Here is a 22,224-nt window from a genome sequence, read left to right as displayed (position 1 = left end):
TCGGGAAGGCGATGGGCTGGTCGGACCCGGTGCAGGGCGCGGCGGCCGGTGCGTCGCAGGCACTGCTGCGCGTGGCGAAGCGTGCTGCGGAGACGGCGGCGCGGCCGACGGCGGGGATGTCGCGTGCGGTCTGGCGGACGTCCTCGGCCAGTGCCCTCCACAGCGGCCGCGCACCGGCGGCCGGCCAGGCGATCGGGTCGGGGCGGTCGCACGCCGCGTCCGCCAGCGCCTCGCACAGCCCGACACCGTCGGTCAGGCAGTGGGAGATGACCAGGCTCACGGCGGCGCCGCCGTCGGTGAAGGGCAGGGCTGCGAGGTGCCATTCGGGTCCGTCCTCGGCGTCGAGGACGGTCGCGGTCTGCTCACCCAGCCACGCGTCGAGATCTGCCCGCGGCCGTGGCGTCTCGGCGATCTCGAGGGTGGAGCGGCCGCTCGCCGACACCCAGCGGTGGCGGCCGAACGGGAGGGGAGACGGTTCGATGCGGCGCGACAGCCGGCCCTGCCGGAGGTTGCGGTAGAAGCGGTGGAGCCCGTCGGTGTCGAGGGCGCGGTCGTACATCCAGATGCACTGCAGCATGTTGGTGGTGCCGGTCGCGCGCTCACCGGCGAAGGTCGTCTGGTCGTAGAGATCGAGGACGTTGCTCATGTTCCGTAAGTCCCTTCCGGTGAACCGGTTTCGTTCAGTGATTTCGAACCTACGGCGGTCTGGTCCCCGGGTCGCGCTTGTGGGCGATAGTCGGGATTAGTCTCGATTCCCGCGGTTGTGCGCATTCTGCGCGGCGGCCGGCGCCCGGTGCCATCCAGCGGTCGGCATCAGTGTGAAATCGCGGAGTGTGTCCGAGATGTGCTGTTGCAGCGATTCATCCGAGCCCGGCTGCTGCGGCTGATAGCCCACCACCGAGATGAAGACCCGGTCGCCCGCGCGTCCGGACAGCACCGACAGCACGCCGCCCTGCCGGTGCAGCATCGCGGTGGTCATCCCCGACTGCAGCGATCGCATGGCGAAGTGGTCGGCGTCGGTGCCGTCGGGACGATTGACGGCTGCAGCGACGAGGCCGACATTCGATGCGCCCACGCTCGCCGCGCTGTTGGTGGCGGCGCCCACCCATTGCCTGCGGAGGCGCTCAGGGGTGAGGGGGATGAGCGGCAGCAGTGTCCACCGCTCGTCCGGCTGATCTGCCGAGCGTGTCAGCGCCCGCTTCGTCGCGGTGCGGATCGGGCGCAGATCCGTCGCCGCGGGTGCGGGGTCGACGACGATGTCGACGTTGGTGATCGCGTTGGCGCGGGTGTCGCCGGCGCACCGCCGGCTGATCGGCATCGTCAGGGTGACCGAACCGTCCGCCGCGACGCGGCCCACCCGCTGGGCGAGGCGGGCGGCGACGGCCGCGAGCAGCGTGTTGCTGGTGCCGCCCAGCTCGGCGGCGCGGGCATCCCAGTCGGCGGCGTCGACGAAGACCGTGGCCGAGGGGACGGTGACGGGTTCATCGACCTCCGCCGCGGGGGCGACCGGCGCGTCGGCCTGCTCTGCTGCGCCGGAGCCACCTCTGACTAACCGGGCCGCGGCGGCGGCGGCGCGAGCGATACCCGGCACGTCGCGAAGGGTCTGGCCGGCGTCCTCGCGGATGGCGCGCCAGCGCGTACGCGACTGTGCCGGGGGCCAGTTCAGTGTGGTGGCGACACCGGACGCCGCGTCCGCGACCGCTTCGCACAGGCCGACGGCGTCGGTGAGGCAGTGTGAGACGACCAGGCTGATCCCGGTGCCGCCGTCGGTGAACGGCAGCACGGCGAGGTGCCACCCGGGTCCGTGTTCGGCATCCAGGGCGGCCTCGGCCTGCTCGGCAAGCCAGCCGTCGAACGCGGCCCGGGGCCGCGGCGTCGCGACGACCTCCAACCCGGAGTGCCCGCCGGGGGAGACCCAGCGGTACCGGCCGAACGGCAGCGGGGAGACCTCGATGCGACGCGCCAGCCGGCCCCGCTGCAGATGGTGGTGGAACCGCCGCAGTCCGGCGATGTCGACCGGCCGGTCGTACACCCACACGCACTGGATCAGGCTGGTGGTCCCGGCGGCCCGCTCGAGGCTGAAGATGGTGTGGTCCACCAGGTCGAGTACGTTGGTCTTCTCTTCGGCGTCCATGTCTTGTTCCGTTCCTGTCAGTTCGCGCTCGTGCACACGACGCACGAGTCACTCGTGTTGGCGTGATGGGCGACCTGCTCGATCCACTCCGCGGTGGTCTGAGCGGCATCGGCGAACGCCCGGCTCAGCGTCGCGATGTAGCGGTGCACCGACTTTCGCGCGACGGCGTTGTCCGGATACGACACGGTGATCGTGGTCTTGGTGGCGTGCCGGTTGATCCAGATGTTGATCTCGCCGTAGTTCAGGTTGTCGCCGTAGGTGCCGAAGTTGGTCTCGTCCCACAGGGCGGCGACCGGGATCTTGCGGAAGTCCATGTACGACAACATCATCAGCGGCCGCTTCGGCGGCTTGATCTCGATGCCCGCCGCTGCCGCCAGTTCGAGCACGCGGTCGATCGGCACGCCGGCGAGGTGTTTGGCCGCGTCGAACGATGCCTGTGCCGCCCGTGCGGCATCGGAGAACACGCGGCTCGCTGCCGGGACGGTGACGGGGAACAGGCTGGCGAACCAGCCCACCGTCATCGCGTCGACGCCCGGTGTGCGGGTGTCATACGGCGTGAAGCCGCGGAAGGTCTCGGTTCCCGCCAGTTCACGCTCGGCCATTGCGGCGCAGGCCATCATGCCGCCGACGAATCGCGCGCCTGCGGCCCGGCACGCGGTGTCGAACGCCTCGGTGGCGGTGTCGTTCAGCATCTCGACCGTCACGAAGCTGCCCGTGTTGTCGCCGTGGGTGTCACCGATCGGCAGGGGGAAACTCGGCCAGTCGCCGTCGGCGTCCTGCGCGAAGTCGATCCACTCCTGCACCTCGGTCGAGGACTCGGTCAGGGCGTCCAGCGCGGCGTGCTGGCGGACGGCGAAGTCGCGGTAGCTGCTCACCGGGGCGAGTTCGCCGTCCACCTGCCCGCCGCCCGATGCGAGGTGGTGGTAGAGCAGGTGGATGTCGAAGAAGATCAGCCCGGCGGAGGTGCCGTCGATGTGGAGGTGGTCGATGCTGGCGTAGAACGTGAAGTGCCCGGCGTGCTGCACGATGCCGAAGGTGAAGCAATCCCACTGCAGGGTCTCGGGTGTCGTCGTCAGCGCGTGCGTGCGCACCTGGTCCTCCGTCATGTAGCCGAATTCCACCGGGACGAGGTCGATCGCCTCGGGATCCTCGATCATCCGGCGCACGAAGGCGCCGTCCTGGTACTCGAACCAGTCGTGGTAGGCGTCGTGCCTGCGGACGTGCGCGTTGATCGCTGTCGTCATCGCCGCGATGTCGCAGACGCCGTGGACATCCCAGGCCACCACCATCAGGCGGGGGAGCTGCCTGCCGGTCGCCTTGCTGTCGTAGGCCTTCTGGAGGTGATGGGCCCGCTGGTAGGTCGGCGGGATGTCGCTACGGCCGGCGGTCAGGGCGGCGGCGCGCGAGGCGGGCGAGGCCATCCACGTGGTGACCGGGCCGTCCGACGGCTGCCAGCCATTGATGTTGCCCAGTGCGACCATGTCGAAACTCCCTGAATCCGAGTGCGTTTGCGTGTGCTTCTGGTCTGAACCTAGGACGCTCGATGAGCTGTGGCTCGCTTGTGCGCACTAGTCGCGAAGTGGGCGATTAACTGCTTTCGTGCGTTGTGCTCAGCGCGGCGCCCATCGTCTCGGGCAGCAGGTAGGTGCTGACGAGGCTGGTGACGACGAGGACACCGAGCAGGGTGCCGATCCCGACGGCGCCGAAGGTGGCGGTCAGCGGTGCGGCGATCAGCGGGGGTATCGCGCCACCGACCAGCCCGGCGATGTTGAGTGCCAGACCCGCGCCGCTGTACCGGTACCGGGTCGCGAACGTCTCGGTGATGAAGGCCCCCATCGGGCCGTACGCCGCACCCGCGATCGCGTACGTGCCGACGATCGCCACGGTGTACCAGACGGTGTCGCCGGTGTCGACGAGCGGGAAGAGCACGAATGCCCACGGCACGCCCGCGGCGAACGCCCCCATGATGACGCGGCGGCGCCCGAAGCGGTCGCAGGCTGTCGCCGCCAGTGCGCAGAACGTCATCGCCGTGACACCGCCGAGAACGTTGATGCCCAGGATCAGGTCAGGTGAGAAGCCAAGCCCGGTATGGGCATAACCGGTCAGGTACGCGTTCGCGATGTAGCCGAATGCGAAGAACCCGACCATGCTGCCCGCGGCCAGCAGCACCTCACGGCGCTGATGGGTGAACAGGTCGGCGACGGGAGCCCTCGCGGGCCCGCCGTGGGACAGCTGCTCGGCGAACACCGGCGTCTCGGCGACGTTGAGGCGCACGTACAGGGCGACCGCGACCAGGACGATGCTGAACAGGAACGGCACTCGCCACGCCCAGTCGAGGAAGGCGTGGCTGGTCTCGCCCATCGTCGAGTTGACCGCGAGGAACACCAGGCTGCTCAACGTCAACCCGCTGCCCGCGCCCAGCGAGGTGAACATGCCGTACCGTCCGCGGGCTTCGGCCGGCGCGTGTTCGGTGGCCAACAGCGCGGCGCCCGCCCACTCCCCGCCCACGGCGAAGCCCTGCGCGAGTCGCAATGCCAGCAGGAGCACCGGCGCCGCCACGCCGATGGTCGCGGCGCCGGGCACCAGCCCGACCGCGACCGTCGACAGGCCCATGATGAGCAGCGTGGCGGTCAGCGTCGCCTTGCGGCCCAACCGATCGCCGAAGTGACCGAAGAACGCAGCGCCGGCCGGACGCGAGACGAACGCCGCCGCCAGGGTGGCCATCGAAGCGACCGTCGCCATCGTGGTACTGAGGTGCGGGAAGAACACCCGGGGGAACACCAGCGCCGCGGCGGTGCCGTAGACGTAGAAGTCGTAGTACTCGATCGCCGAGCCCACGTAGCTCGCGACGGCCACGCGCTTCATCGACGCCGGACTGGTCAGTGTGGTCATGCGGCTCAAGTTATGGGCGGCGCCGACGCACGTCGTGGTTGCGCGCACAACCCGCGTAGCGGGCGATCTGCGAGTTGTGCGCGTTTCGCTCAGCTAGTGGTCGTGCACCACGACGCCGCGGATGATCCGCCCGGCCAGCATGTCGTCGTAGGCCTCGTTGATCTCGCCGAGCTTGTATTCGTGGGTGACGGTCTCGTCGAGCAGCAGCTGTCCTGACCGGTACAGGCTCAGCAGCCGCGGGATGTCGGCGCGCGGATTGGCCTCGCCGTACAGGCTGCCCAGCAGCCGCTTCTGGAAGAGCGTGAACATCGCCATCGGCAGCGTCGGCGTCACGTCGGCCATCGCGGCGATGCCGGTGAGCACCACCGCGCCGCCCTTGCGGATGATGTCGAGGGCCTCGCCGATCATCGGCCCTTCGACCAGCCCGACGGTGAGGATCGCCGAGTCGGCCATGACGCCCTTGGTCAGGTCCGCCACCAGCGCGGTGGCCTCCGCCATCGACGTCGCGAAGTGTGTGGCGCCGAACTCGTGCGCCTTCTCCCGCTTGTCGGCCACGATGTCGACGACGACGATCCGCTCCGCGCCGGCCAACCGGGCGCCCTGGACCGCGCCGCTGCCGACCCCGCCGAGGCCGATGACCACCACGGTGTCGCCGGGCCGGACGTCCGCGGTGTTGACCGCGGAGCCCCAGCCGGTGGTCACGCCACAGCCGATCAGGCAGGCCCGCGACAGCGGCAGGTCGTTGTCGATCTTGACCACCGACGCCTCGGAGACCACGCCGTACTGGGCGAACGTGCCGAGCAGCAGCGCGACGTTGACGTCCACATCGCCGATGTGTCGCCGGTAGGTGCCGTCGAGCTGGGTGCCGTTGAGGATGAGCGCGCCTAGATCGCACAGGTTCTGCCTGCCGCTGGCGCACCATCGGCAGCGGCCGCAGGCGGGCAGGAACGACGCCACGACGTGGTCGCCGGGTTTCAGGTCGCGAACGCCGGGACCGACCTCCTGCACGATGCCCGCGCCCTCGTGCCCGCCGATCACGGGCATCGGGCCCGGGAAGTCGCCGGTGCGGCCGTGGTGGTCGGAGTGGCACAGGCCGGTCGCCTCGAACGAGACCAGGACCTCGCCGTCCTGCGGTGGGTCGAGGTCGACCTCCTCGACCGTCCAATCGCCATTGACTTCCCACAGGACCGCGGCGTCCATCTTCATGCTGGCGAGTGTAGGAACGTGCAGCGCGGGGCATAGCCGTTTGCGTGACACCGCCGGAACGCGCGAATCCCAGGGTGAAGTGATGCTCTTCATCTTCGGCTTCGGCACCAAGCAGAAGCACCTCGGCGCGGGGGAGATGCGGACCTGCCCGCGCTGCCACAACACCACGCAGTGGGCGCGGATGCGGGAGTTCAAGCAGTTCACGCTGTTCTTCGTGCCGGTGGCCCGGTGGAACCGCCGGAACTTCGAGGCCTGCGGCATCTGCGGCGCCGCCGTCGCGGTCTAGCCGTTCGCCGAGTGTGCGGTCAGGGCGATTTTCGGCCCGGATTTTCGCCGTGGGTTCACGTTCGGCGAGACACTGGAGCGGTTACTGCACGTAGGAGACCGCGGCCTGCAGGTGTTTCACGGCGTCGTTAACGATGGTGTCGATCAGCTCCGCGCACGACGGCAGGTCGTCGAGGATCCCGGCCACCTGACCCGACGCCAGCACACCGGCATCGGTGTTGCCCTCGACCAGGCCGGCCTTGAGCAGCATCGGGGTGTTGGCGGCCATCACCACCTGCGACCAGGTGAGGTCCTTGCCGTGTCGCATCGCCATACCGTCGCTGATCATCGACCGCCAGCTCATCTGGGTCATCTTCTTGAACTTCTGCGCGTTGCCGACCGCCGCGGCCAGGCCCCGCACGGGAGAACCGCTCTCGAGCTTCTCGACCAGTCCGGTGCGCAGCACCCGGTGCGGCATCCCGTCCACCCGGGTCGACACCACCGTGCCGTCCAGTGCGGCCTCGAGGTAGCGCCTCTTCACCGCTTCGGGCACCGTCGAATCCGACGTCAGCAGGAAACGGGTGCCCATCGCCACGCCGGCCGCGCCGTAGGACAGGGCCGCGGCCAACCCGCGGCCGTCGAAGAACCCGCCCGCCGCGATCACCGGCATGCCGGTGTCCTTGACGGCGTCGAGCACCGACGGCAGCAGCAGCGTGGTCGCGACCGGGCCGGTGTGTCCGCCGCCCTCGCCGCCCTGCACGATCACCGCGTCGGCGCCCCAGCCGGCCACCTTCTTGGCGTGCTTGGCAGCGCCGACCGACGGGATCACCACCACACCGGCGTCCTTGAGGCGGGCGATCAGCTCGGGCTTGGGCGCCAGCGCGAACGAGGCCACCTTGACGCCCTCGCAGATGAGCAGGTCGACCCGTTCGTTCGCGTCACCGGCGTCGGCGCGCATGTTGATGCCGAACGGTTTGTCGGTCGTCGCCTTGACCTTGGTCACGGCGGTCTGCAGTTCGTCGAGGGTCATCGTCGCCGACGCCAGGATGCCCAGCCCGCCGGCGTTGGCGGTCGCGGACACCAGCCGCGCACCGGCGACCCAGCCCATGCCGGTCTGCACCACCGGATGTTCGATACCGACCAGCTCGGTGAGCGGCGTCTTGAGCCGAGTCACGACCGGATCTCCCGGTCACGCAGCGACTTCGGGTCGATCACCTCTCGGATCAGGCGCAGCTCGTCGTCGGTGGGCAGCCGCGTCGGCTCGGCCGAATCGAGGCCGTGCACCTCGAAGGCGGTGTTCTCCGCGACCTGGCCGGCGTCGACGCCGGGGTGCAGCGACACCGCACGCATCTGCCGGTCCGGGCCGTTGAAGTCGAACACCCCGAGGTTGCTCACCACCCGGAACACGTTGGTGAACCGGTACGCGGGGTTCTCGGGATCGACCTTGTCCCAGCCGATTCCGGACACGATGTCGACGGACTCGCCGAACACCCGCGAGCTGTGTCCGCCGACCCAGTAACTGGTCGCGTGGTTGATGGTGTTGCCGGGTGCGCCGCGGACGCCGAACATCTGCCGCTTCGGCTGCTGGATCGGGCCGAACGCCGAGAGGTTCTGGTTGCCGTACCGGTCGATCTGGTTGGCGCCCATCACGACGTGGCGGCGCCCCCAGGTCAGCGTCTCGAAGACCCGGCCGAACGGCATCCAGCCCTCGATCGCGCCGGTGGCGCCGAGGGCGGGCGTATCGGCCAGCAGGCGGGCCTCCCCGTCGGTCAGCAGGATGTCGGGGGAGAAGGTCAGCCGCGCCAGGCGGGCGCCCACCGACGCCATGTTGGCCATCGGGCTGACCATGATCTCGCCGGCGTCGCGGAACAGTTCGGCGCACGCGACGGCGCACACCTCGGCTCGGGTCGCGGAGGTCATGAGTTCTGCTCCTTGAAGTCTCGCACCGCGGCCTGGTAGTCGGCCTCGCTGCCGGACAGGTAGGTGTCGACGAATGCCGCCCAGCTCTCGTCGGACCCGGCGGCCTCGGCGTAGTGCCGCTGGAACTTCTCGTCGCGCCGGTAGTCGGGTTCGGCGGTGGTGAAGTGGGCGCCGTTGGGTGCCTCGACCACCGAGTCGACCATCATCCTGTTGATCAGGAGCGCCTGCGGCGGTACGGCTTTCACCAGCTCATCGGTGCCGACCACCCGCTCGACCGACAGCAGCCGGCGCTCGGCCGACATGAGGAACAGGTCGTCGAAGTAGGGGTCGATGCCGGTGTAGGCCGCATTGCCCGCGGCATCACCGAGATTCATGTGCACCAGGGCGGCGTCGAGATTCAACGCGGGCATGGCGACCAGCTCCTCGTAGCCGTCGCCGGTCGGATAGGGCGAACGCACCGTCTTGAGTTCGTCGCCCCAGAACGCCCGGACGTCGCTGCCGAGGCCGGCGCGGATCGGCAGGAACGGCAGCCGTTGTGCGGCCGCCTGCAGGCCGCAGCGCAACATGCCCTCGTCCATCTCGCGGGCCTCGATGGCGCCGGACGTCCGGGCCTTGGCGAACCACGGGTCGTAGAACGGCGGGGAGTCCAGCGACACGAAGCCGTAGTACACCTTCTTGACCTTGCCCGCCGAGCACAACAGCCCGAGGTCCGGTCCGCCGTAGGCGACGACGGTGAGGTCGGTGACATCGGTGCGCAGCAGCGCCCGCACCAGCGCCATCGGCTTGCGCCGGGATCCCCAGCCGCCGATGCCGATCGTCATGCCGCTCTCGATGGAGGCGACGGCCTCGTCGAGCGTCGTTGTCTTGTCGCTCATTGTTTCCCCCCGTCCTTCTTGCTCGTTCCCGCGAAGGCGTCTCGGTGCTCGTCGGAGACACCCGCGAGGTTCAGCTCGAATGTGAAGCCCTGCTCCATGCGGTACCTGGCGTTCACCGGTTGCACGTCGATGAAGTTGAGCGCTTCCTTCGCGGCACGGATCACGCGGGTGTCCTTCGACGCGATGTCCCGTGCGACGCGCAGAGCGGCCTCGTCGAGGTCCGCGCGCGGCATCACCTCGTGCACCGAGCCGAAGTGGTGCAGCGTGGCCGCGTCGACCCTCGCTGCGGTGAAGAACAGCCGGCGCATCATGTGCTGCGGCACCAGCCGCGAGAGGTGGGTGGCCGCGCCGAGGGCGCCGCGCTCCACTTCGGGCAGCCCGAACGTCGCGTCGTCGGACGCGACGATGACGTCGGCATTGCCCACCAGCCCGATGCCGCCGCCGACGCAGAATCCGTTGACGGCCGCGACGACCGGCACGGCACACTCGTACACCGCCCGGAATGCCTCGTAGCAACCGCGATTGGCGTCGATGAGGGCGGTGAAGCCCTCGGTCTTCTGCATCTCCTTGATGTCGACGCCGGCGTTGAAGCCCTTGCCCTCGGCGCGCAGGATCACCACGTGGGTCGCGGTGTCGCGGCCCGCCGCGGTGAGTACGTCGGCGAGTTCGAACCAGCCGCGCGACGGGATCGCGTTGACAGGTGGGTAATCGACGGTGACCGAGACGATGCCCGGCTCGACGGTCTGGGACGTGATGGTCATCAATGACTCCTGATGCACTTCATAGGGGTCGCTACCTAAGCAAGCACTTGCTTGGTACGCTAGCACAGTGACCGACGCCGCTGGAATCAACCTGCAACTCGCCGGCCGGGTCGTTCTGGTGACCGGTGGGGTACGCGGAGTCGGCGCCGGTATCAGCGCCGTGTTCGCAGGTCAGGGCGCCACGGTCGTGACATGCGCCCGGCGTCCGGTGGACGGCCTGCCCTACGAGTTCCACTCCTGCGACGTCCGCGACGACGACTCGGTGAAGGCCCTGATCGACGCGATCGTCGAACGCCACGGCCGCATCGACGTCGTGGTCAACAACGCGGGCGGATCGCCGTACGTGCCGGCCGCCGAGGCCTCGGCGAAGTTCAGCGCCAAGATCGTCGGGTTGAATCTGCTCGGCCCGCTGTCGCTCTCGACGCACGCCAACGCCGTGATGCAGACCCAGGACCGCGGCGGGTCGATCGTCAACATCGCCAGTGTCAGCGGCCGTCGGCCCACTCCCGGTACCGCCGCCTACGGCGCGGCGAAGGCGGGGATGGAGAGCATGACCACCACCCTTGCCGTCGAGTGGGCGCCGAAGGTGCGGGTGAACTCCGTGGTGGTGGGCATGGTCGAGACCGAACAGTCCGAATTGTTCTACGGTGACGCCGATTCCATCGCCGCGATCTCACGCAACGTTCCGCTCGGCCGGCTGGCGACCCCGGCCGACGTCGGCTGGGCCACCGCGTTCCTGGCGTCGGACGCCGCGTCCTACATCAGCGGCGCATCACTGGAAGTTCACGGCGGCGGTGAGCCGCCGCACTATCTGGCGACCACCACCGCCGACATCAAGCGATAAGGGAGACAACAGGGATGGGACTTCTCGACGGCCGCGTGGTCATCGTGACGGGTGCCGGCGGCGGGATCGGCCGGGCGCATGCGCTGGCATTCGCCGCCGAGGGCGCGCGCGTGGTGGTCAACGACATCGGAGTCGGCCTCGACGGCTCGCCGGCGGGCGGCGGCAGTGCGGCGCAGAGCGTCGTCGACGAGATCGCCGGCGCCGGTGGCGAAGCCGTCACCAGCGGGGCGAACGTCGCCGACTGGTCGCAGGCCGAGGGCCTGATCCAGACCGCGGTCGACGCCTTCGGCGGTCTCGACGTGCTGGTGAACAACGCGGGCATCGTCCGCGACCGGATGTTCGCCAACACCAGCGAGGAGGAATTCGACGCCGTCACCGCCGTCCACCTCAAGGGTCACTTCGCCACCATGCGGCACGCGGCGGCCTACTGGCGCGCCCAGTCCAAGGCCGGCGACGCCCGAGACGCCCGCATCATCAACACCAGCTCCGGTGCGGGCCTTCAGGGCAGTGTGGGACAGGCGAACTACAGCGCCTCGAAGGCCGGCATCGCCGCCCTGACCCTGGTGGCCGCCGCCGAGATGGGACGCTACGGCGTCAGCGTCAACGCCATCGCCCCGTCCGCGCGCACCCGCATGACCGAGACGGTGTTCGCCGACATGATGTCCACCCAGGACAAGGACTTCGATGCCATGGCGCCGGAGAACATCTCGCCGCTGGTGGTGTGGCTGGGCAGCGCCGAGTCCAAGGACGTGACCGGCCGGGTGTTCGAGGTCGAGGGCGGCATCATCCGCGTCGCCGAGGGCTGGGCGCGGGGCGCAGAGATCGACAAGGGCGCTCGGTGGGATCCGGCGGAGCTGGGCCCGGTCGTCAGCGATCTGCTCGCGAAGTCGCGGACGCCGCTACCGGTGTTCGGCGCCTGAGCGCCGGTAGTCGGAAGCCCGTGCCCGGGCTGTTCGTCACGGTTCGCAGACCACCAGCGGGATGACCCGGTCGGTCGCGTCGCGATAATTGCGGTAGGGCGGATAGATCTTCGTGAGGTACCGCCAGTAGCGTTCGCGCTCCTCCTCGGTGGCGTCGCGCGCGGTCATCTCCCGCTGCTGCTGCCCCACCTGGACGTGCACCTTCGGATTCGCCTTCAGGTTCAGGTACCACACCGGATCGGTGGCGCGCCCGCCGAACGTCGCGGGCAGCACCACCTTCTCGCCGTCGCGCAGATACAGCGTCGGGGTGGTGCGCGGCAGGCCCGACTTCCGCCCGGTCGTCGTCAGCAGGGCCGCCGGGAACCACAGCAGCCGGGAGCCGAGCCGTCCGCCCGTGCTGCGGTACACCCAGATGTGGCCCCGGGCAAACGACTTCATCGCCCACTTGACCAAGCCCGAATTGCGGATCGGGTGCGAATCGTCGGCCATGGCCGGTACATAGCCCGTGACGGCGGCTCGCAAACGCCCCGGACGGCGTCAGGCCGGGTCGCAGATGACGATCGGGATCTTGCGGTCGGTGTAGGACCGGTAGTTGGCGAAGTCGGCGTACATCGCGTCCAGCTTCGGCCAGTACTCGTCGCGTTCGGCGTCGGTGGCGTCACGCGCGATCAGGTCGAACACCCCGGCCTTGGTCTGGAACCTGACCTTCGGGTCGGCCTTCAGGTTCAGGTACCACATCGGGTTGGTGGCGCGGCCGCCCTGCGAGGCGACGAGCACGATGCGCCGACCCTCCTGCAGGAACAACAGCGGGCTGTCCCGCGGCTCGCCGGACTTGCGGCCGGTGGTGGTCAGGATGCCGACCTCGGCGCCGCGCAGGAACTTGTTGCCGAGCTTGCCGTTGGACTTCTTGAACAGCCAGGTCTGAGCTTTCGACATCCACTTGATCGCCGTGCCGACCTTGGCGGAGTTCAGGCTCTCGATCTGTTTCCCGCTCAACGGGCGTGAGGGTTCGGCCATACCGGTCAACCTATCTGGCGATGAACGGGCGGATGCGGGCGTCGATGCGGTGGATCAGGCCGTCGGCGGGGATGTGGAACGTCTCGTCGATGTGGGCGCCCACCCGCACTCCGCCGACATGGGGCTTCGTCACCAGGTCGAAGCGGGCACGCACCCGGTCGCCGTCGACGGTGAACTCCGGTGTGGTGGTCTCCTTGATCACCTTGTACTGCGGTCCGCGGTTCAGGCTGCGCCGCAGATGATCTCCGGAGAAGCCGGTCTTGACGCCGATCTCGACTCGGGTGCAGTCGGGGGCGAACGGGACGGTGTCGGCCCGGTGGCTCACCAGCGCGTCGATGTAGGACTGCGCGGCCGCGATCCGGTCGGTGTCGGTGATGGGCACTAGATCCGCTCGATGATCGTGCCGGTGGACAGTGCCCCGCCGGCGCACATCGTGATCAGTGCCGTCGTCTTGTCGGTGCGCTCGAGCTCGTGCAGCGCCGTGGTGATCAGCCGGCTGCCGGTGCTGCCCACCGGGTGCCCCAGCGCGATCGCTCCGCCGTTGACGTTGACGCGATCCATGTCGGGCTCGTGCACGCGGGCCCATGACAGCACCACCGACGCGAACGCCTCGTTGATCTCGGTGATGTCGATGTCACCGATCTTCATGCCGGCCTTCTCGAGCACCTTCGCCGTGGACTGCACGGGGCCGTCGAGGTGGTAGTAGGGCTCGGCGCCGACGAGCGCCTGGCTGACGATCCGCGCCCGCGGCGTGAGGCCCAGCGCCCTGGCCTTGTCCTCGTCCATCCACAGCACCGCCGCGGCGCCGTCGGAGATCTGCGACGAGGTCCCCGCGGTGTGGATGCCGCCTTCCATCACCGGCTTCAGCGCGGCGAGGCCTTCGGCGGTGGTGTCGCGCAGGCCCTGGTCGCGGGTCACCACATGGCGCTCGGCGGTGGGCTGCTTGTTCTCGTCGAGCACGGGCGCCTCGATCCCGCTGATCTCGCGGTCGAACCTGCCCTCGGCCCACGCCTGGGCGGCCTTGCGCTGCGAGTCCAGCCCGAACGCGTCGATGTCCTCGCGGGTGATGCCGCGCCGCTTGGCGATGCGCTCGGCGGCCTCGAACTGGTTGGGCATGTCGATGTCCCACGACTCGGCGCGGATCCTGGACCGGTCGGGTCCGGCGTTGGCGCCGAGGCCGACACGGCTCATGGCCTCGATGCCGCAGGCGATGCCCACGTCGATGGCGCCCGCGGCGATCAGGCCCGCGATCAGGCCGTTGGCCTGCTGGCCGCTGCCGCACTGGCAGTCGATCGTGGTGGCGCCCACCTGCTCGGGCAGCCCCGCGGTCAGCCAGGCCACCCGGGTGATGTTGTTGGACTGTTCGCCGTACTGCGTGACGCAGCCGCCGATAGCCTGTTCCACCTCGGCGGGATCGATGCCGGCCTTCTCCACGAGGGCCTTCTGCACCGCGCCGAGCAACTCGGTGGCGTGCAGGCCGGAGAGCCATCCGTTGCGCTTGCCGATGGGGCTGCGGGTGGCTTCGACGATGACAGGGTTACCCATTCCGCCAGGCTAGAACACGTTTCATTAGTCTGACAAGCGGGGATCGACTGATGCCTTTGATCTGCGGTGTAGCCGTGTTTTACTGGCACTAGAACACGTTGCAATTAGGAGCGCATACCTATGGCACCCCCGAACATCCCGGCCGACTTCGACTTCCTCGATCCCGACGTGAACCTCGAGGCGTTGCCCGTCGAGCAGCTGGCCGAACTGCGTAAGTCCGAGCCGATCCACTGGGTGGAGGTGCCCGACGGCACCGGCGGCTTCGGTGACAAGGGCTACTGGCTGGTGACCAAGCACGCCGACGTCAAAGAGGTGTCGCGGCGCAGCGACGTCTTCTCCAGCTGGCAGAACGGGGCGATCCCGGTCTGGCCGAAGGAGATGCAGTTCGAGCAGATCGAACTGCAGCGCAGCGTGATGCTCAACATGGACGCGCCGCACCACACCCGGCTGCGCAAGATCATCTCGCGCGGGTTCACGCCGCGGGCGATCGGGCGGCTCGAGGAGGAGCTCTCGCAGCGCGCGCAGAACATCGCCAAGACCGCCGCGTCGGCGGGCTCCGGCGACTTCGTCGAGCAGGTCAGCTGCGAGTTGCCGCTGCAGGCCATCGCCGGCCTGCTCGGGGTGCCGCAGGACGACCGCGACAAGCTGTTCCGCTGGTCGAACGAGATGACCGGCGGCGAGGACCCCGAGTTCGCCGATGTCGATCCCGCGCAGTCCTCGATGGAACTCATCATGTACGCCATGGCGATGGCCGACGAGCGGGGCAAGAACCCGACCGACGACATCGTCACGACGCTTATCCAGGCCGACATCGACGGCGAGAAGCTCTCCGACGACGAGTTCGGCTTCTTCGTGATCATGCTGGCGGTGGCGGGCAACGAGACCACCCGCAACTCGATCACCCACGGCATGATCGCGCTGTCGCAGCACCCCGACCAGTGGGAGTTGTACAAGAAGGAGCGCCCGTCCACCACGGCGGACGAGATCATCCGCTGGGCCACACCGGTTTCGGCGTTCCAGCGCACCGCCAACGAGGACGTCGAGCTGGGTGGCGTCACCATCAAGAAGGGGCAGCGGGTGGTGATGTCCTACCGCTCGGCCAACTTCGACGACGAGGTCTTCGAGGACCCGCACGCCTTCAACATCCTGCGCGACCCGAACCCGCACGTGGGCTTCGGCGGCACCGGTGCGCACTTCTGCATCGGCGCCAACCTCGCGCGGATGACCATCAACCTGATCTTCAATGCGGTCGCCGACCACATGCCGGATCTCAAGCCCATCGGCGAGCCGGAACGGCTACGTTCGGGGTGGCTCAACGGCATCAAGCACTGGCACGTCGATTACACCGGGGCCACGCGCTAGCTCCGTGCGCTGAATCAAGGAGGATTCGGGTGGATTTCAGCCCAGACGAGGGGCAGCAGGCTGTCGCCGACGTGGTGACATCGGCGCTCGGCCGGGACAACAGTTGGCAGGCGCTGGTCGACGGCGGCGTCGTCGCCTTCGGGGTGCCCGAACGTCTCGGTGGTGACGGGCTCGGTCTGCCCGAGATCACCACCGCGCTCACCGAGATCGGTAGGCACGGCACCGTCAGCCCGGCGCTCGCGACGCTGGGACTCGGGCTGTTGCCGCTGCTCGATCTGGCGTCCGACGAGCAGCAGGACCGGTTCCTGGCCGGCGTCGCCAAGGGTGGCGTGCTCACGGCGGCGCTGAACGAGCCGGGCAGTTCGCTGCCCGAACGTCCGTCGACCCGCCTTTCCGGCGGCAAGCTGACGGGCACCAAGATCGGCGTTCCCTATGCCGAACAGGCGGATTGGCTGACCGTCACCACCGACAGCGGTGTCGTCGTGGTGTCGCCGAAGGCCGACGGGGTGACGCTGACCAGGACACCAGCGGCCAACCACTCCGATGAGTACGCGGTGACGTTCGACGCCGTGGCGGTGCCCGATGCCGACGTGCTCGGCGCGACACCGGACTCGGTGCACCGCGTCAACCAGCTCGTGCTGGCGGCGACGGGTGCGTTCGCGGCGGGTCTCGTCGCCGGCGCGCTGCGGCTGACCGCCGACTACGTGGCCAACCGCCACCAGTTCGGCCGGCCGCTGTCGACGTTCCAGACGGTCGCCGCCCAGCTCGCCGAGGTGTACATCGCCTCCCGCACTTTGGCCTTGGCGTCGACCTCGGCGGTGTGGCGGCTGGCCGAGGGCAGGGACGCCGACGAAGACCTCGACGTGCTGGGGTACTGGCTGACCTCACAGGCGCCGCCGGTGATGCAGACGTGTCATCACCTGCACGGCGGCATGGGTATGGACATCACCTACCCGATGGACCGCTACTACTCCACGATCAAGGACCTGACCCGGCTGCTGGGCGGTCCCTCGCATCGTCTCGAACTGGTGGGAGCGCAATGTACATCGAACTGACCCCCGAGCAGCGCCAGCTGCAAGCCGAACTGCGCCAGTACTTCTCGACGCTCATCACGCCCGAAGAGGCCGAGGCGATGGAGTCCGACCGGCACAACGAGGCCTACCGCGCCGTCATCAAGCGCATGGGCGCCGACGGCAAGCTGGGCATGGGCTGGCCCAAGGAGTTCGGCGGCCTTGGGCTCGGACCGGTCGAGCAGTCGATCTTCGTCAACGAGGCGGCCCGGGCCGACGTGCCGCTGCCGGCGGTGACCCTGCAGACCGTCGGTCCGACGCTGCAGGTGTACGGCACCGAGGCGCAGAAGAAGAAGTTCCTTCCGGGCATCCTCGCCGGCGAGGTGCACTTCGCGATCGGCTACTCCGAACCCGAGGCGGGCACCGACCTTGCGTCGCTGCGTACGTCGGCGGTGCGGCACGGCGACGAGTACATCGTCAACGGCCAGAAGATCTGGACCACCGGCGCGCACGACGCCGACTACATCTGGCTGGCGGTGCGCACCGATCCCGAGGCCGCGAAGCACAAGGGCATCTCGATCCTGATCGTGGACACCAAGGATCCGGGATACTCGTGGACCCCGATCATCCTGTCCGACGGCGCCCACCACACGAATGCCAGTTACTACGAGGATGTTCGGGTGCCGGCCGACATGCTGGTGGGCGAGGAGAACGCCGGGTGGAAGCTGATCACCACCCAGCTCAACCACGAGCGCGTCATGCTGGGCCCGGCGGGCAAGGTCGCCGCGATCTACGACCGGGTGCACGCGTGGGCGTCCAAGCCGGGTGGCGACGGCGTCACCCCGATCGACCATGACGACGTCAAGCGCCTGCTCGGCGAGATCAAGGCCATCTGGCGGATCAACGAACTGCTCAACTGGCAGGTCGCGGCCGGCGGCGAGACCATCCTGGTCGCCGACGCTGCGGCCACCAAGGTGTTCGGCACGGAACGCATCCAGAAGGTGGGCCGGATCGCCGAGGAGATCGTCGGCAAGTACGGCAACCCGGCGGAGTCCGCGACCGGTGAACTGCTCGACTGGCTGGACAGCCAGACCAAGCGCAACCTGGTCATCACGTTCGGCGGTGGAGTGAACGAGGTGATGCGCGAGATGATCGCGGCGGCGGGCTTGCAGGTGCCGAGGGTGCCACGATGAGCCGCTTGCGCGAAGAAAGTTCAACACGGTGACGGCCGACTTCTCCGCTGCCATTGACGAGATCAAGGCAGCGGGCCGCAGCGAGCCGCGCGTCGGACCTGATCCGGTGAACCAGCCGATGATCCGGCACTGGGTGGACGCGATCGGCGACACCAACCCGATCTACGTCGACGAGGCGGCGGCGCAGGCAGCAGGCCATCCGGGAATCGTGGCTCCGCCGGCCATGATCCAGGTCTGGACGATGGCGGGCCTGAACGGTCGCCGCTCCGACGACGATCCGCTGAGCAAGATGATGAACCTGTTCGACGAGGCGGGCTACGTCGGCGTCGTCGCCACCAATTGCGAGCAGACCTACCACCGCTACCTGCGGCCCGGCGAGGACGTCAGCATCAGCGCCGAACTCACCGACGTGATCGGGCCGAAGCGCACAGCGCTCGGCGAGGGCTACTTCATCAACCAGAAGATCACCTGGACCGCGGGCGACGACCACGACAACCCTGTCGCCGAGATGAACTGGCGCATCATGAAGTTCAGGCCCGCTGATCAGGACGGAGCGGCCGCCACGGCGCCGGTGCCCGACGATCTGGACGCCGATCAGATGATGCGGCCCTCGTCGTCGAAGGACACGAAGGTCTTCTGGGACGGCGTCAACGCGCACGAGCTGCGCATCCAGAAGCGCGGCGACGGCACCCTGGTGCACCCGCCGGTGCCCGCGCTGTGGCTGGACAAGGAGCAGCAGACCGACTACGTCGTTGCATCCGGTGCCGGCACGGTGTTCAGCTTCGTGGTGCACCACGCCCCGAAGGTCCCGGGCCGCACGCTGCCGTTCGTCATCGCCCTGGTCGAACTGGAGGAGGGCGTCCGCATGCTCGGCGAACTCCGCAACGTCGACCCCGCCACCGTGGAGATCGGAATGCCGGTTCGCGCAACATACATCGACTTCCCCGCCGGTGACTCGGGCCCGGCGTGGACGCTCTACGCCTGGGAGCCGGCCGCATGAGCGCCGCGGAGGTGGTGTCCGGACTCGAGGTCGGGACGAAGCTGCCGGAACTCGCGCTGCACGGCGACCCCACGTTCATCGTGTCGACGGCGATCGCGACGCGTGACTACCAGGACGTCCATCACGACCGGGACAAGGCGCAGGCCAAGGGATCGAAGGACATCTTCGTCAACATCCTCACCGACACCGGCCTGGTGCAGCGCTACATCACCGACTGGGCGGGCCCGAACGCGATGATCAGGTCCATCGGATTGCGGCTCGGCGTGCCCTGGTACGCCTATGACACCGTCACCTTCAGGGGCGAGGTCACCGCCGTCGAGGACGGCCTCGTCACCCTGAAGATCGTGGGCAGCAACAGTCTCGGCGATCACGTCATCGCCAACGCCACGCTGACCATCGGAGGGAACGCATGAGCGGACCCCTGTCGGGCAAGGCGGCGATCGTCGGGATCGGCGCGACCGACTTCTCCAAGAACTCCGGCCGCAGCGAGCTCCGGCTCGCCTCGGAGGCGGTGCTCGACGCGCTGGACGACGCCGGCCTGACTCCGGCCGACGTCGACGGCATGACCACGTTCACAATGGATTCCAACACCGAGGTCGCGATCGCCCGTGCGACCGGGATCGGTGAGCTGAAGTTCTTCTCGAAGATTCACCACGGCGGCGGCGCCGCGTGCGCGACCGTCCAGCAGGCCGCGATCGCGGTGGCCACCGGGGTCGCCGACTGCGTGGTGGCCTACCGCGCGTTCAACGAGCGTTCCGGCATGAGGTTCGGCCAGGTGCAGATGCGGCTGGTGGAGAACGCCGACGCGACCGGCGTGGACAACTCTTTCTCCTATCCGCACGGCCTGTCGACACCCGCAGCGCAGGTGGCGATGATCGCCAGGCGCTACATGCAGCTGTCGGGCGCCACCAGCAGGGACTTCGGCGCCGTGTCCGTCGCGGACCGCAAGCATGCGGCGAAGAATCCGAAGGCGTACTTCTACGAAAAGCCGATCACGATCGACGACCACCAGAGTTCGCGGTGGATCGCCGAGCCGCTGCGGCTGCTGGACTGCTGCCAGGAGACCGACGGCGGTGTCGCGCTGGTGATCACGTCGGCGGAGCGGGCCAAGGACCTCAAGCACCGGCCCGCGGTCATCGAGGCCGCGTCGCAGGGTTCGAGCCCCGACCAGTACTCGATGACGAGCTACTACCGGCAGGAGCTGGGGCTGCCCGAGATGGGGCTGGTCGGCCGGCAGCTCTGGGAGCAGTCCGGCCTGACGCCGGCGGACATCCAGACCGCGATCCTCTATGACCACTTCACGCCGTTCACGCTGATCCAGCTCGAGGAACTCGGCTTCTGCGGCCGGGGTGAGGCCAAGGACTACATCGCCGACGGCGCCATCGAGGTCGGTGGCAGGCTGCCCGTCAACACCCACGGCGGCCAGCTCGGCGAGGCCTACATCCACGGGATGAACGGCATCGCAGAGGGCGTGCGTCAACTGCGCGGCACGTCGGTGAACCCGGTGCCCGATGTCGAGCACGTCCTCGTCACCGCAGGTACCGGGGTGCCGACGTCGGGGCTGATCCTCGGCTGACCCGCTGCCCCGGCGGCCCGAAATTGCTGCACAGCAAACACCCACGCACACGGTAGTGTCGGATGACACGGCGGATGAACGCGTAAGGGGGCCGTTTCAGTGGCGATCCAGCCGGAGAGCAGTCCGTTCGGCTCACAGACGGTGACGGGGCCGGGCTGGCCGAACGTCGACGAGGAACAGCTGGCCGCGGCCGCGGCGAAGTTCGAGGCACTGGCGGCCAAGATCACCGGCACGGTGGTGCCGCAACAGCAGACCCAGCTGATGGGCCTCGCGGAGAAGTGGATGGGCGGCGGTTCGCTGGCCGCCCAGGGCGAGGCGACCACGATCATCGGCGGCCATGAGGCCAACGGCGCCCAGGCGGCGGCGATCGCCGCGAAGCTGCGCGCCATGGAGGCCACCGTCGTCAAGACCAAGCTGCTGGCCAACTCCATCGCCGTCGAGGTGCAGCGCGAGTGCGAGGCGCTGTCGATGATGCCGTTCAGCAACGCCCAGGAATTGGTGCAGAGCCGCATCAAGATGGGGCTGTCGCAGAACATCGCGTTCGTCACCGCCAACACCACCGAGCTGGCCAACACGTTGGCCGTCCCGCCCAGCATCCCGATGGTCGGCGCCGCACCCGGGACACAGGGCAAGGACGAAGCGGAGGACGCCGCGAAGGCTGCCGGCGAGGGCGGCGGCCAGGGCATGCAGCAGATGATGCAGATGGCCACCCAGATGGGTTCGATGGCGGCGCAGCTGCCACAGCAGATCGGCCAGATGGTCACGCAGGTTCCGCAGCAGATGATGCAGACGCTGTCGCAGCCGCTGCAGCAGCTGACGTCGATGTTCGGCAAGGGCGGCAAAGCGGATTCCATCGGTCCGGCGGGCGCGCCGTTCTCGCAGTTCTCCAAGCATCCGCTGGCAGGTGGTGGTGGACCCGGTGGCGGCTCCGGCATGGTGAAGGCCGCGTCGACACCCGGTTCGGGCGGGGTTTCGCCGCAGACACCGCTGATGTCGTCGCTGGTCAAGACCAATCCCGTGAGCGTCGCGCCGGCCGAGGCCGCAGCGGCCACCGCCGCGGGCGGCTTGGCTCCGGTGGCCGCCGGTGCCAGCGGCATGGGCGGTGGCATGGGCCCGATGATGGGCGGCGGTCAACGAGGCACGAGCGGCGGGACGACGGCGTCGCTGGCCGTTCCGGCGCCCCTGGAGTACGACGACGACGTCGACGACGACGACGAGTGGTGAGGGAGTAGCTGTGGGCAGCCCATTGGAGAAGCCGGAAGGCATCAACTGGAACGCGGCCTCGGTCGAATTGCCCGAGGTCCCGATGATCCAGCCGGGCCAGGACGCGATGAGCATGACCATTGCGGGGGTGCTGCCCACGATGGCGGCCTCGTTGACCGCCAACGTCGCCACGCTGCAGGCCAAGGAGAACATGTTCTCCGGCAAGCTGGTCGCGGCCGAGTCCGCTTACACCAACGCCGATGACCAGGGCGGCCAGGCGGTCGGGCAGCTCACCGGCATGCTGGGTCAGCTCGGTCAGATGAGCCAGATGGCCGGTCAGGGCGGGCAGCAGGCCAGTGGTCTCACCGGCCAGTTCGGTCAGTTGATGCAGCCCCTGATGAAGGCGTTCGAGGGCATGAAGCCCGAGGGCGGTGGGTCGCCGGCCGCCGGTCAGCCTGCCCAGCCGCAGGGCGCGGGCACCCCCGGTGCGGGGGCGCCGCAG

General features: G+C 68.8%; 22 protein-coding genes and 2 pseudogenes. 11 read left to right on the top strand and 13 right to left on the bottom strand.

Going from position 1 to position 22,224, the window contains the following annotated elements:
- The 5 genes and pseudogenes from Q2100_RS17555 to Q2100_RS17535 form a co-directional block, all read right to left on the bottom strand.
- Window positions 1-646, bottom strand: a pseudogene (locus Q2100_RS17555) (hypothetical protein); the annotation flags it as partial.
- A 96-nt stretch (window positions 647-742) separates the two neighbouring features.
- The gene (locus tag Q2100_RS17550; protein ID WP_302915102.1) at window positions 743-2,134 is read right to left on the bottom strand and encodes a hypothetical protein; all 1,392 of its coding nucleotides are present in this window, start codon (window positions 2,132-2,134) and stop codon (window positions 743-745) included.
- Window positions 2,135-2,151: 17 nt separating this feature from the next.
- On the bottom strand, window positions 2,152-3,615 hold the full coding sequence (locus Q2100_RS17545; RefSeq protein ID WP_302915101.1) for a condensation domain-containing protein: 1,464 nt from the start codon (window positions 3,613-3,615) through the stop codon (window positions 2,152-2,154).
- Window positions 3,616-3,721: 106 nt separating this feature from the next.
- A complete protein-coding gene (locus Q2100_RS17540; RefSeq protein WP_302915100.1) occupies window positions 3,722-5,026 on the bottom strand; it encodes an MFS transporter in 1,305 nt (434 codons plus the stop codon).
- Between the two features lie 93 nt (window positions 5,027-5,119).
- A complete protein-coding gene (locus Q2100_RS17535) occupies window positions 5,120-6,232 on the bottom strand; it encodes an NDMA-dependent alcohol dehydrogenase (RefSeq protein WP_302915099.1) in 1,113 nt (370 codons plus the stop codon).
- An 82-nt stretch (window positions 6,233-6,314) separates the two neighbouring features.
- Here Q2100_RS17535 and Q2100_RS17530 point away from each other — a divergent pair, with 82 nt between their 5' ends.
- Complete coding sequence (locus Q2100_RS17530) at window positions 6,315-6,518, top strand: zinc-ribbon domain-containing protein (RefSeq protein ID WP_302915098.1); 204 nt, start codon at window positions 6,315-6,317, stop codon at window positions 6,516-6,518.
- Between the two features lie 81 nt (window positions 6,519-6,599).
- Here the strand turns inward: Q2100_RS17530 and ipdC are convergent, their stop codons facing one another.
- Genes ipdC through echA20 form a run of 4 tightly spaced genes read right to left on the bottom strand, consistent with a single transcriptional unit; the run spans window position 6,600 to window position 10,052 of the window.
- Window positions 6,600-7,670: a (3aS,4S,5R,7aS)-5-hydroxy-7a-methyl-1-oxo-octahydro-1H-indene-4-carboxyl-CoA dehydrogenase gene (gene ipdC / locus Q2100_RS17525; protein WP_302915097.1), complete on the bottom strand. Its 1,071-nt coding sequence runs from the start codon at window positions 7,668-7,670 to the stop codon at window positions 6,600-6,602.
- Window positions 7,667-8,416 (bottom strand): cholesterol ring-cleaving hydrolase subunit IpdB, encoded by a 750-nt coding sequence (ipdB, locus tag Q2100_RS17520; protein WP_302915096.1) that lies wholly within the window; start codon window positions 8,414-8,416, stop codon window positions 7,667-7,669. Before ipdB ends, ipdC begins: the two co-directional genes overlap by 4 nt.
- Window positions 8,413-9,291, bottom strand: a complete 879-nt coding sequence (gene ipdA / locus Q2100_RS17515; protein WP_302915095.1) for a cholesterol ring-cleaving hydrolase subunit IpdA — start codon at window positions 9,289-9,291, stop codon at window positions 8,413-8,415. Before ipdA ends, ipdB begins: the two co-directional genes overlap by 4 nt.
- Window positions 9,288-10,052: a (7aS)-7a-methyl-1,5-dioxo-2,3,5,6,7,7a-hexahydro-1H-indene-carboxyl-CoA hydrolase gene (gene echA20, locus Q2100_RS17510; RefSeq protein ID WP_302915094.1), complete on the bottom strand. Its 765-nt coding sequence runs from the start codon at window positions 10,050-10,052 to the stop codon at window positions 9,288-9,290. The genes ipdA and echA20 overlap by 4 nt, the downstream gene beginning before the upstream one ends.
- Window positions 10,053-10,119: 67 nt before the next feature.
- Here echA20 and Q2100_RS17505 point away from each other — a divergent pair, with 67 nt between their 5' ends.
- Together Q2100_RS17505 and Q2100_RS17500 are read left to right on the top strand one after the other, a co-directional pair.
- Window positions 10,120-10,896: an SDR family oxidoreductase gene (locus tag Q2100_RS17505; protein ID WP_264016127.1), complete on the top strand. Its 777-nt coding sequence runs from the start codon at window positions 10,120-10,122 to the stop codon at window positions 10,894-10,896.
- A gap of 14 nt (window positions 10,897-10,910) precedes the next feature.
- Window positions 10,911-11,816 (top strand): SDR family oxidoreductase, encoded by a 906-nt coding sequence (locus tag Q2100_RS17500; RefSeq protein WP_302915093.1) that lies wholly within the window; start codon window positions 10,911-10,913, stop codon window positions 11,814-11,816.
- Window positions 11,817-11,852: 36 nt separating this feature from the next.
- Here the strand turns inward: Q2100_RS17500 and Q2100_RS17495 are convergent, their stop codons facing one another.
- The 4 genes from Q2100_RS17495 to Q2100_RS17480 are packed head-to-tail and all read right to left on the bottom strand — an operon-like array spanning window position 11,853 to window position 14,378.
- A complete protein-coding gene (locus Q2100_RS17495) occupies window positions 11,853-12,305 on the bottom strand; it encodes a nitroreductase family deazaflavin-dependent oxidoreductase (protein ID WP_302915092.1) in 453 nt (150 codons plus the stop codon).
- A 48-nt stretch (window positions 12,306-12,353) separates the two neighbouring features.
- Window positions 12,354-12,833, bottom strand: coding sequence for a nitroreductase family deazaflavin-dependent oxidoreductase (locus Q2100_RS17490; protein WP_302915091.1), 480 nt, complete (start codon window positions 12,831-12,833; stop codon window positions 12,354-12,356).
- 10 nt (window positions 12,834-12,843) lie between these two features.
- Window positions 12,844-13,215 (bottom strand): DUF8021 domain-containing protein, encoded by a 372-nt coding sequence (locus tag Q2100_RS17485; RefSeq protein WP_302915090.1) that lies wholly within the window; start codon window positions 13,213-13,215, stop codon window positions 12,844-12,846.
- Window positions 13,215-14,378 (bottom strand): steroid 3-ketoacyl-CoA thiolase, encoded by a 1,164-nt coding sequence (locus Q2100_RS17480; protein WP_302915089.1) that lies wholly within the window; start codon window positions 14,376-14,378, stop codon window positions 13,215-13,217. The genes Q2100_RS17485 and Q2100_RS17480 overlap by 1 nt, the downstream gene beginning before the upstream one ends.
- A 120-nt stretch (window positions 14,379-14,498) precedes the next feature.
- On the opposite strand from Q2100_RS17480, the gene Q2100_RS17475 reads away from it, so the two are divergent.
- The 8 genes and pseudogenes from Q2100_RS17475 to Q2100_RS17440 form a co-directional block, all read left to right on the top strand.
- Entirely contained in the window at window positions 14,499-15,740 is a 1,242-nt protein-coding gene (locus Q2100_RS17475; RefSeq protein ID WP_302915088.1) for a cytochrome P450, read from the top strand.
- Between the two features lie 29 nt (window positions 15,741-15,769).
- On the top strand, window positions 15,770-16,795 hold the full coding sequence (locus Q2100_RS17470; protein ID WP_302915087.1) for an acyl-CoA dehydrogenase family protein: 1,026 nt from the start codon (window positions 15,770-15,772) through the stop codon (window positions 16,793-16,795).
- Window positions 16,780-17,943: an acyl-CoA dehydrogenase FadE29 gene (gene fadE29 / locus Q2100_RS17465; protein WP_264016135.1), complete on the top strand. Its 1,164-nt coding sequence runs from the start codon at window positions 16,780-16,782 to the stop codon at window positions 17,941-17,943. The genes Q2100_RS17470 and fadE29 overlap by 16 nt, the downstream gene beginning before the upstream one ends.
- Before the next feature lie 28 nt (window positions 17,944-17,971).
- The gene (locus tag Q2100_RS17460; protein WP_302915086.1) at window positions 17,972-18,943 is read left to right on the top strand and encodes a bifunctional MaoC family dehydratase N-terminal/OB-fold nucleic acid binding domain-containing protein; all 972 of its coding nucleotides are present in this window, start codon (window positions 17,972-17,974) and stop codon (window positions 18,941-18,943) included.
- A complete protein-coding gene (locus tag Q2100_RS17455; protein ID WP_302915085.1) occupies window positions 18,940-19,356 on the top strand; it encodes a MaoC family dehydratase in 417 nt (138 codons plus the stop codon). The genes Q2100_RS17460 and Q2100_RS17455 overlap by 4 nt, the downstream gene beginning before the upstream one ends.
- The gene (locus Q2100_RS17450) at window positions 19,353-20,519 is read left to right on the top strand and encodes a 17-hydroxy-3-oxo-4-pregnene-20-carboxyl-CoA lyase (protein WP_264016138.1); all 1,167 of its coding nucleotides are present in this window, start codon (window positions 19,353-19,355) and stop codon (window positions 20,517-20,519) included. The genes Q2100_RS17455 and Q2100_RS17450 overlap by 4 nt, the downstream gene beginning before the upstream one ends.
- A 99-nt stretch (window positions 20,520-20,618) precedes the next feature.
- Window positions 20,619-21,743: a hypothetical protein gene (locus Q2100_RS17445; RefSeq protein ID WP_264016139.1), complete on the top strand. Its 1,125-nt coding sequence runs from the start codon at window positions 20,619-20,621 to the stop codon at window positions 21,741-21,743.
- Window positions 21,744-21,753: 10 nt separating this feature from the next.
- Window positions 21,754-22,224 (top strand): annotated as a pseudogene (locus tag Q2100_RS17440) (hypothetical protein); the annotation flags it as partial.

This window comes from Mycolicibacterium arseniciresistens, assembly GCF_030519285.1.
Classification (GTDB): domain Bacteria; phylum Actinomycetota; class Actinomycetes; order Mycobacteriales; family Mycobacteriaceae; genus Mycobacterium; species Mycobacterium arseniciresistens.
This window is presented reverse-complemented; position numbering and strand designations above follow the sequence as displayed.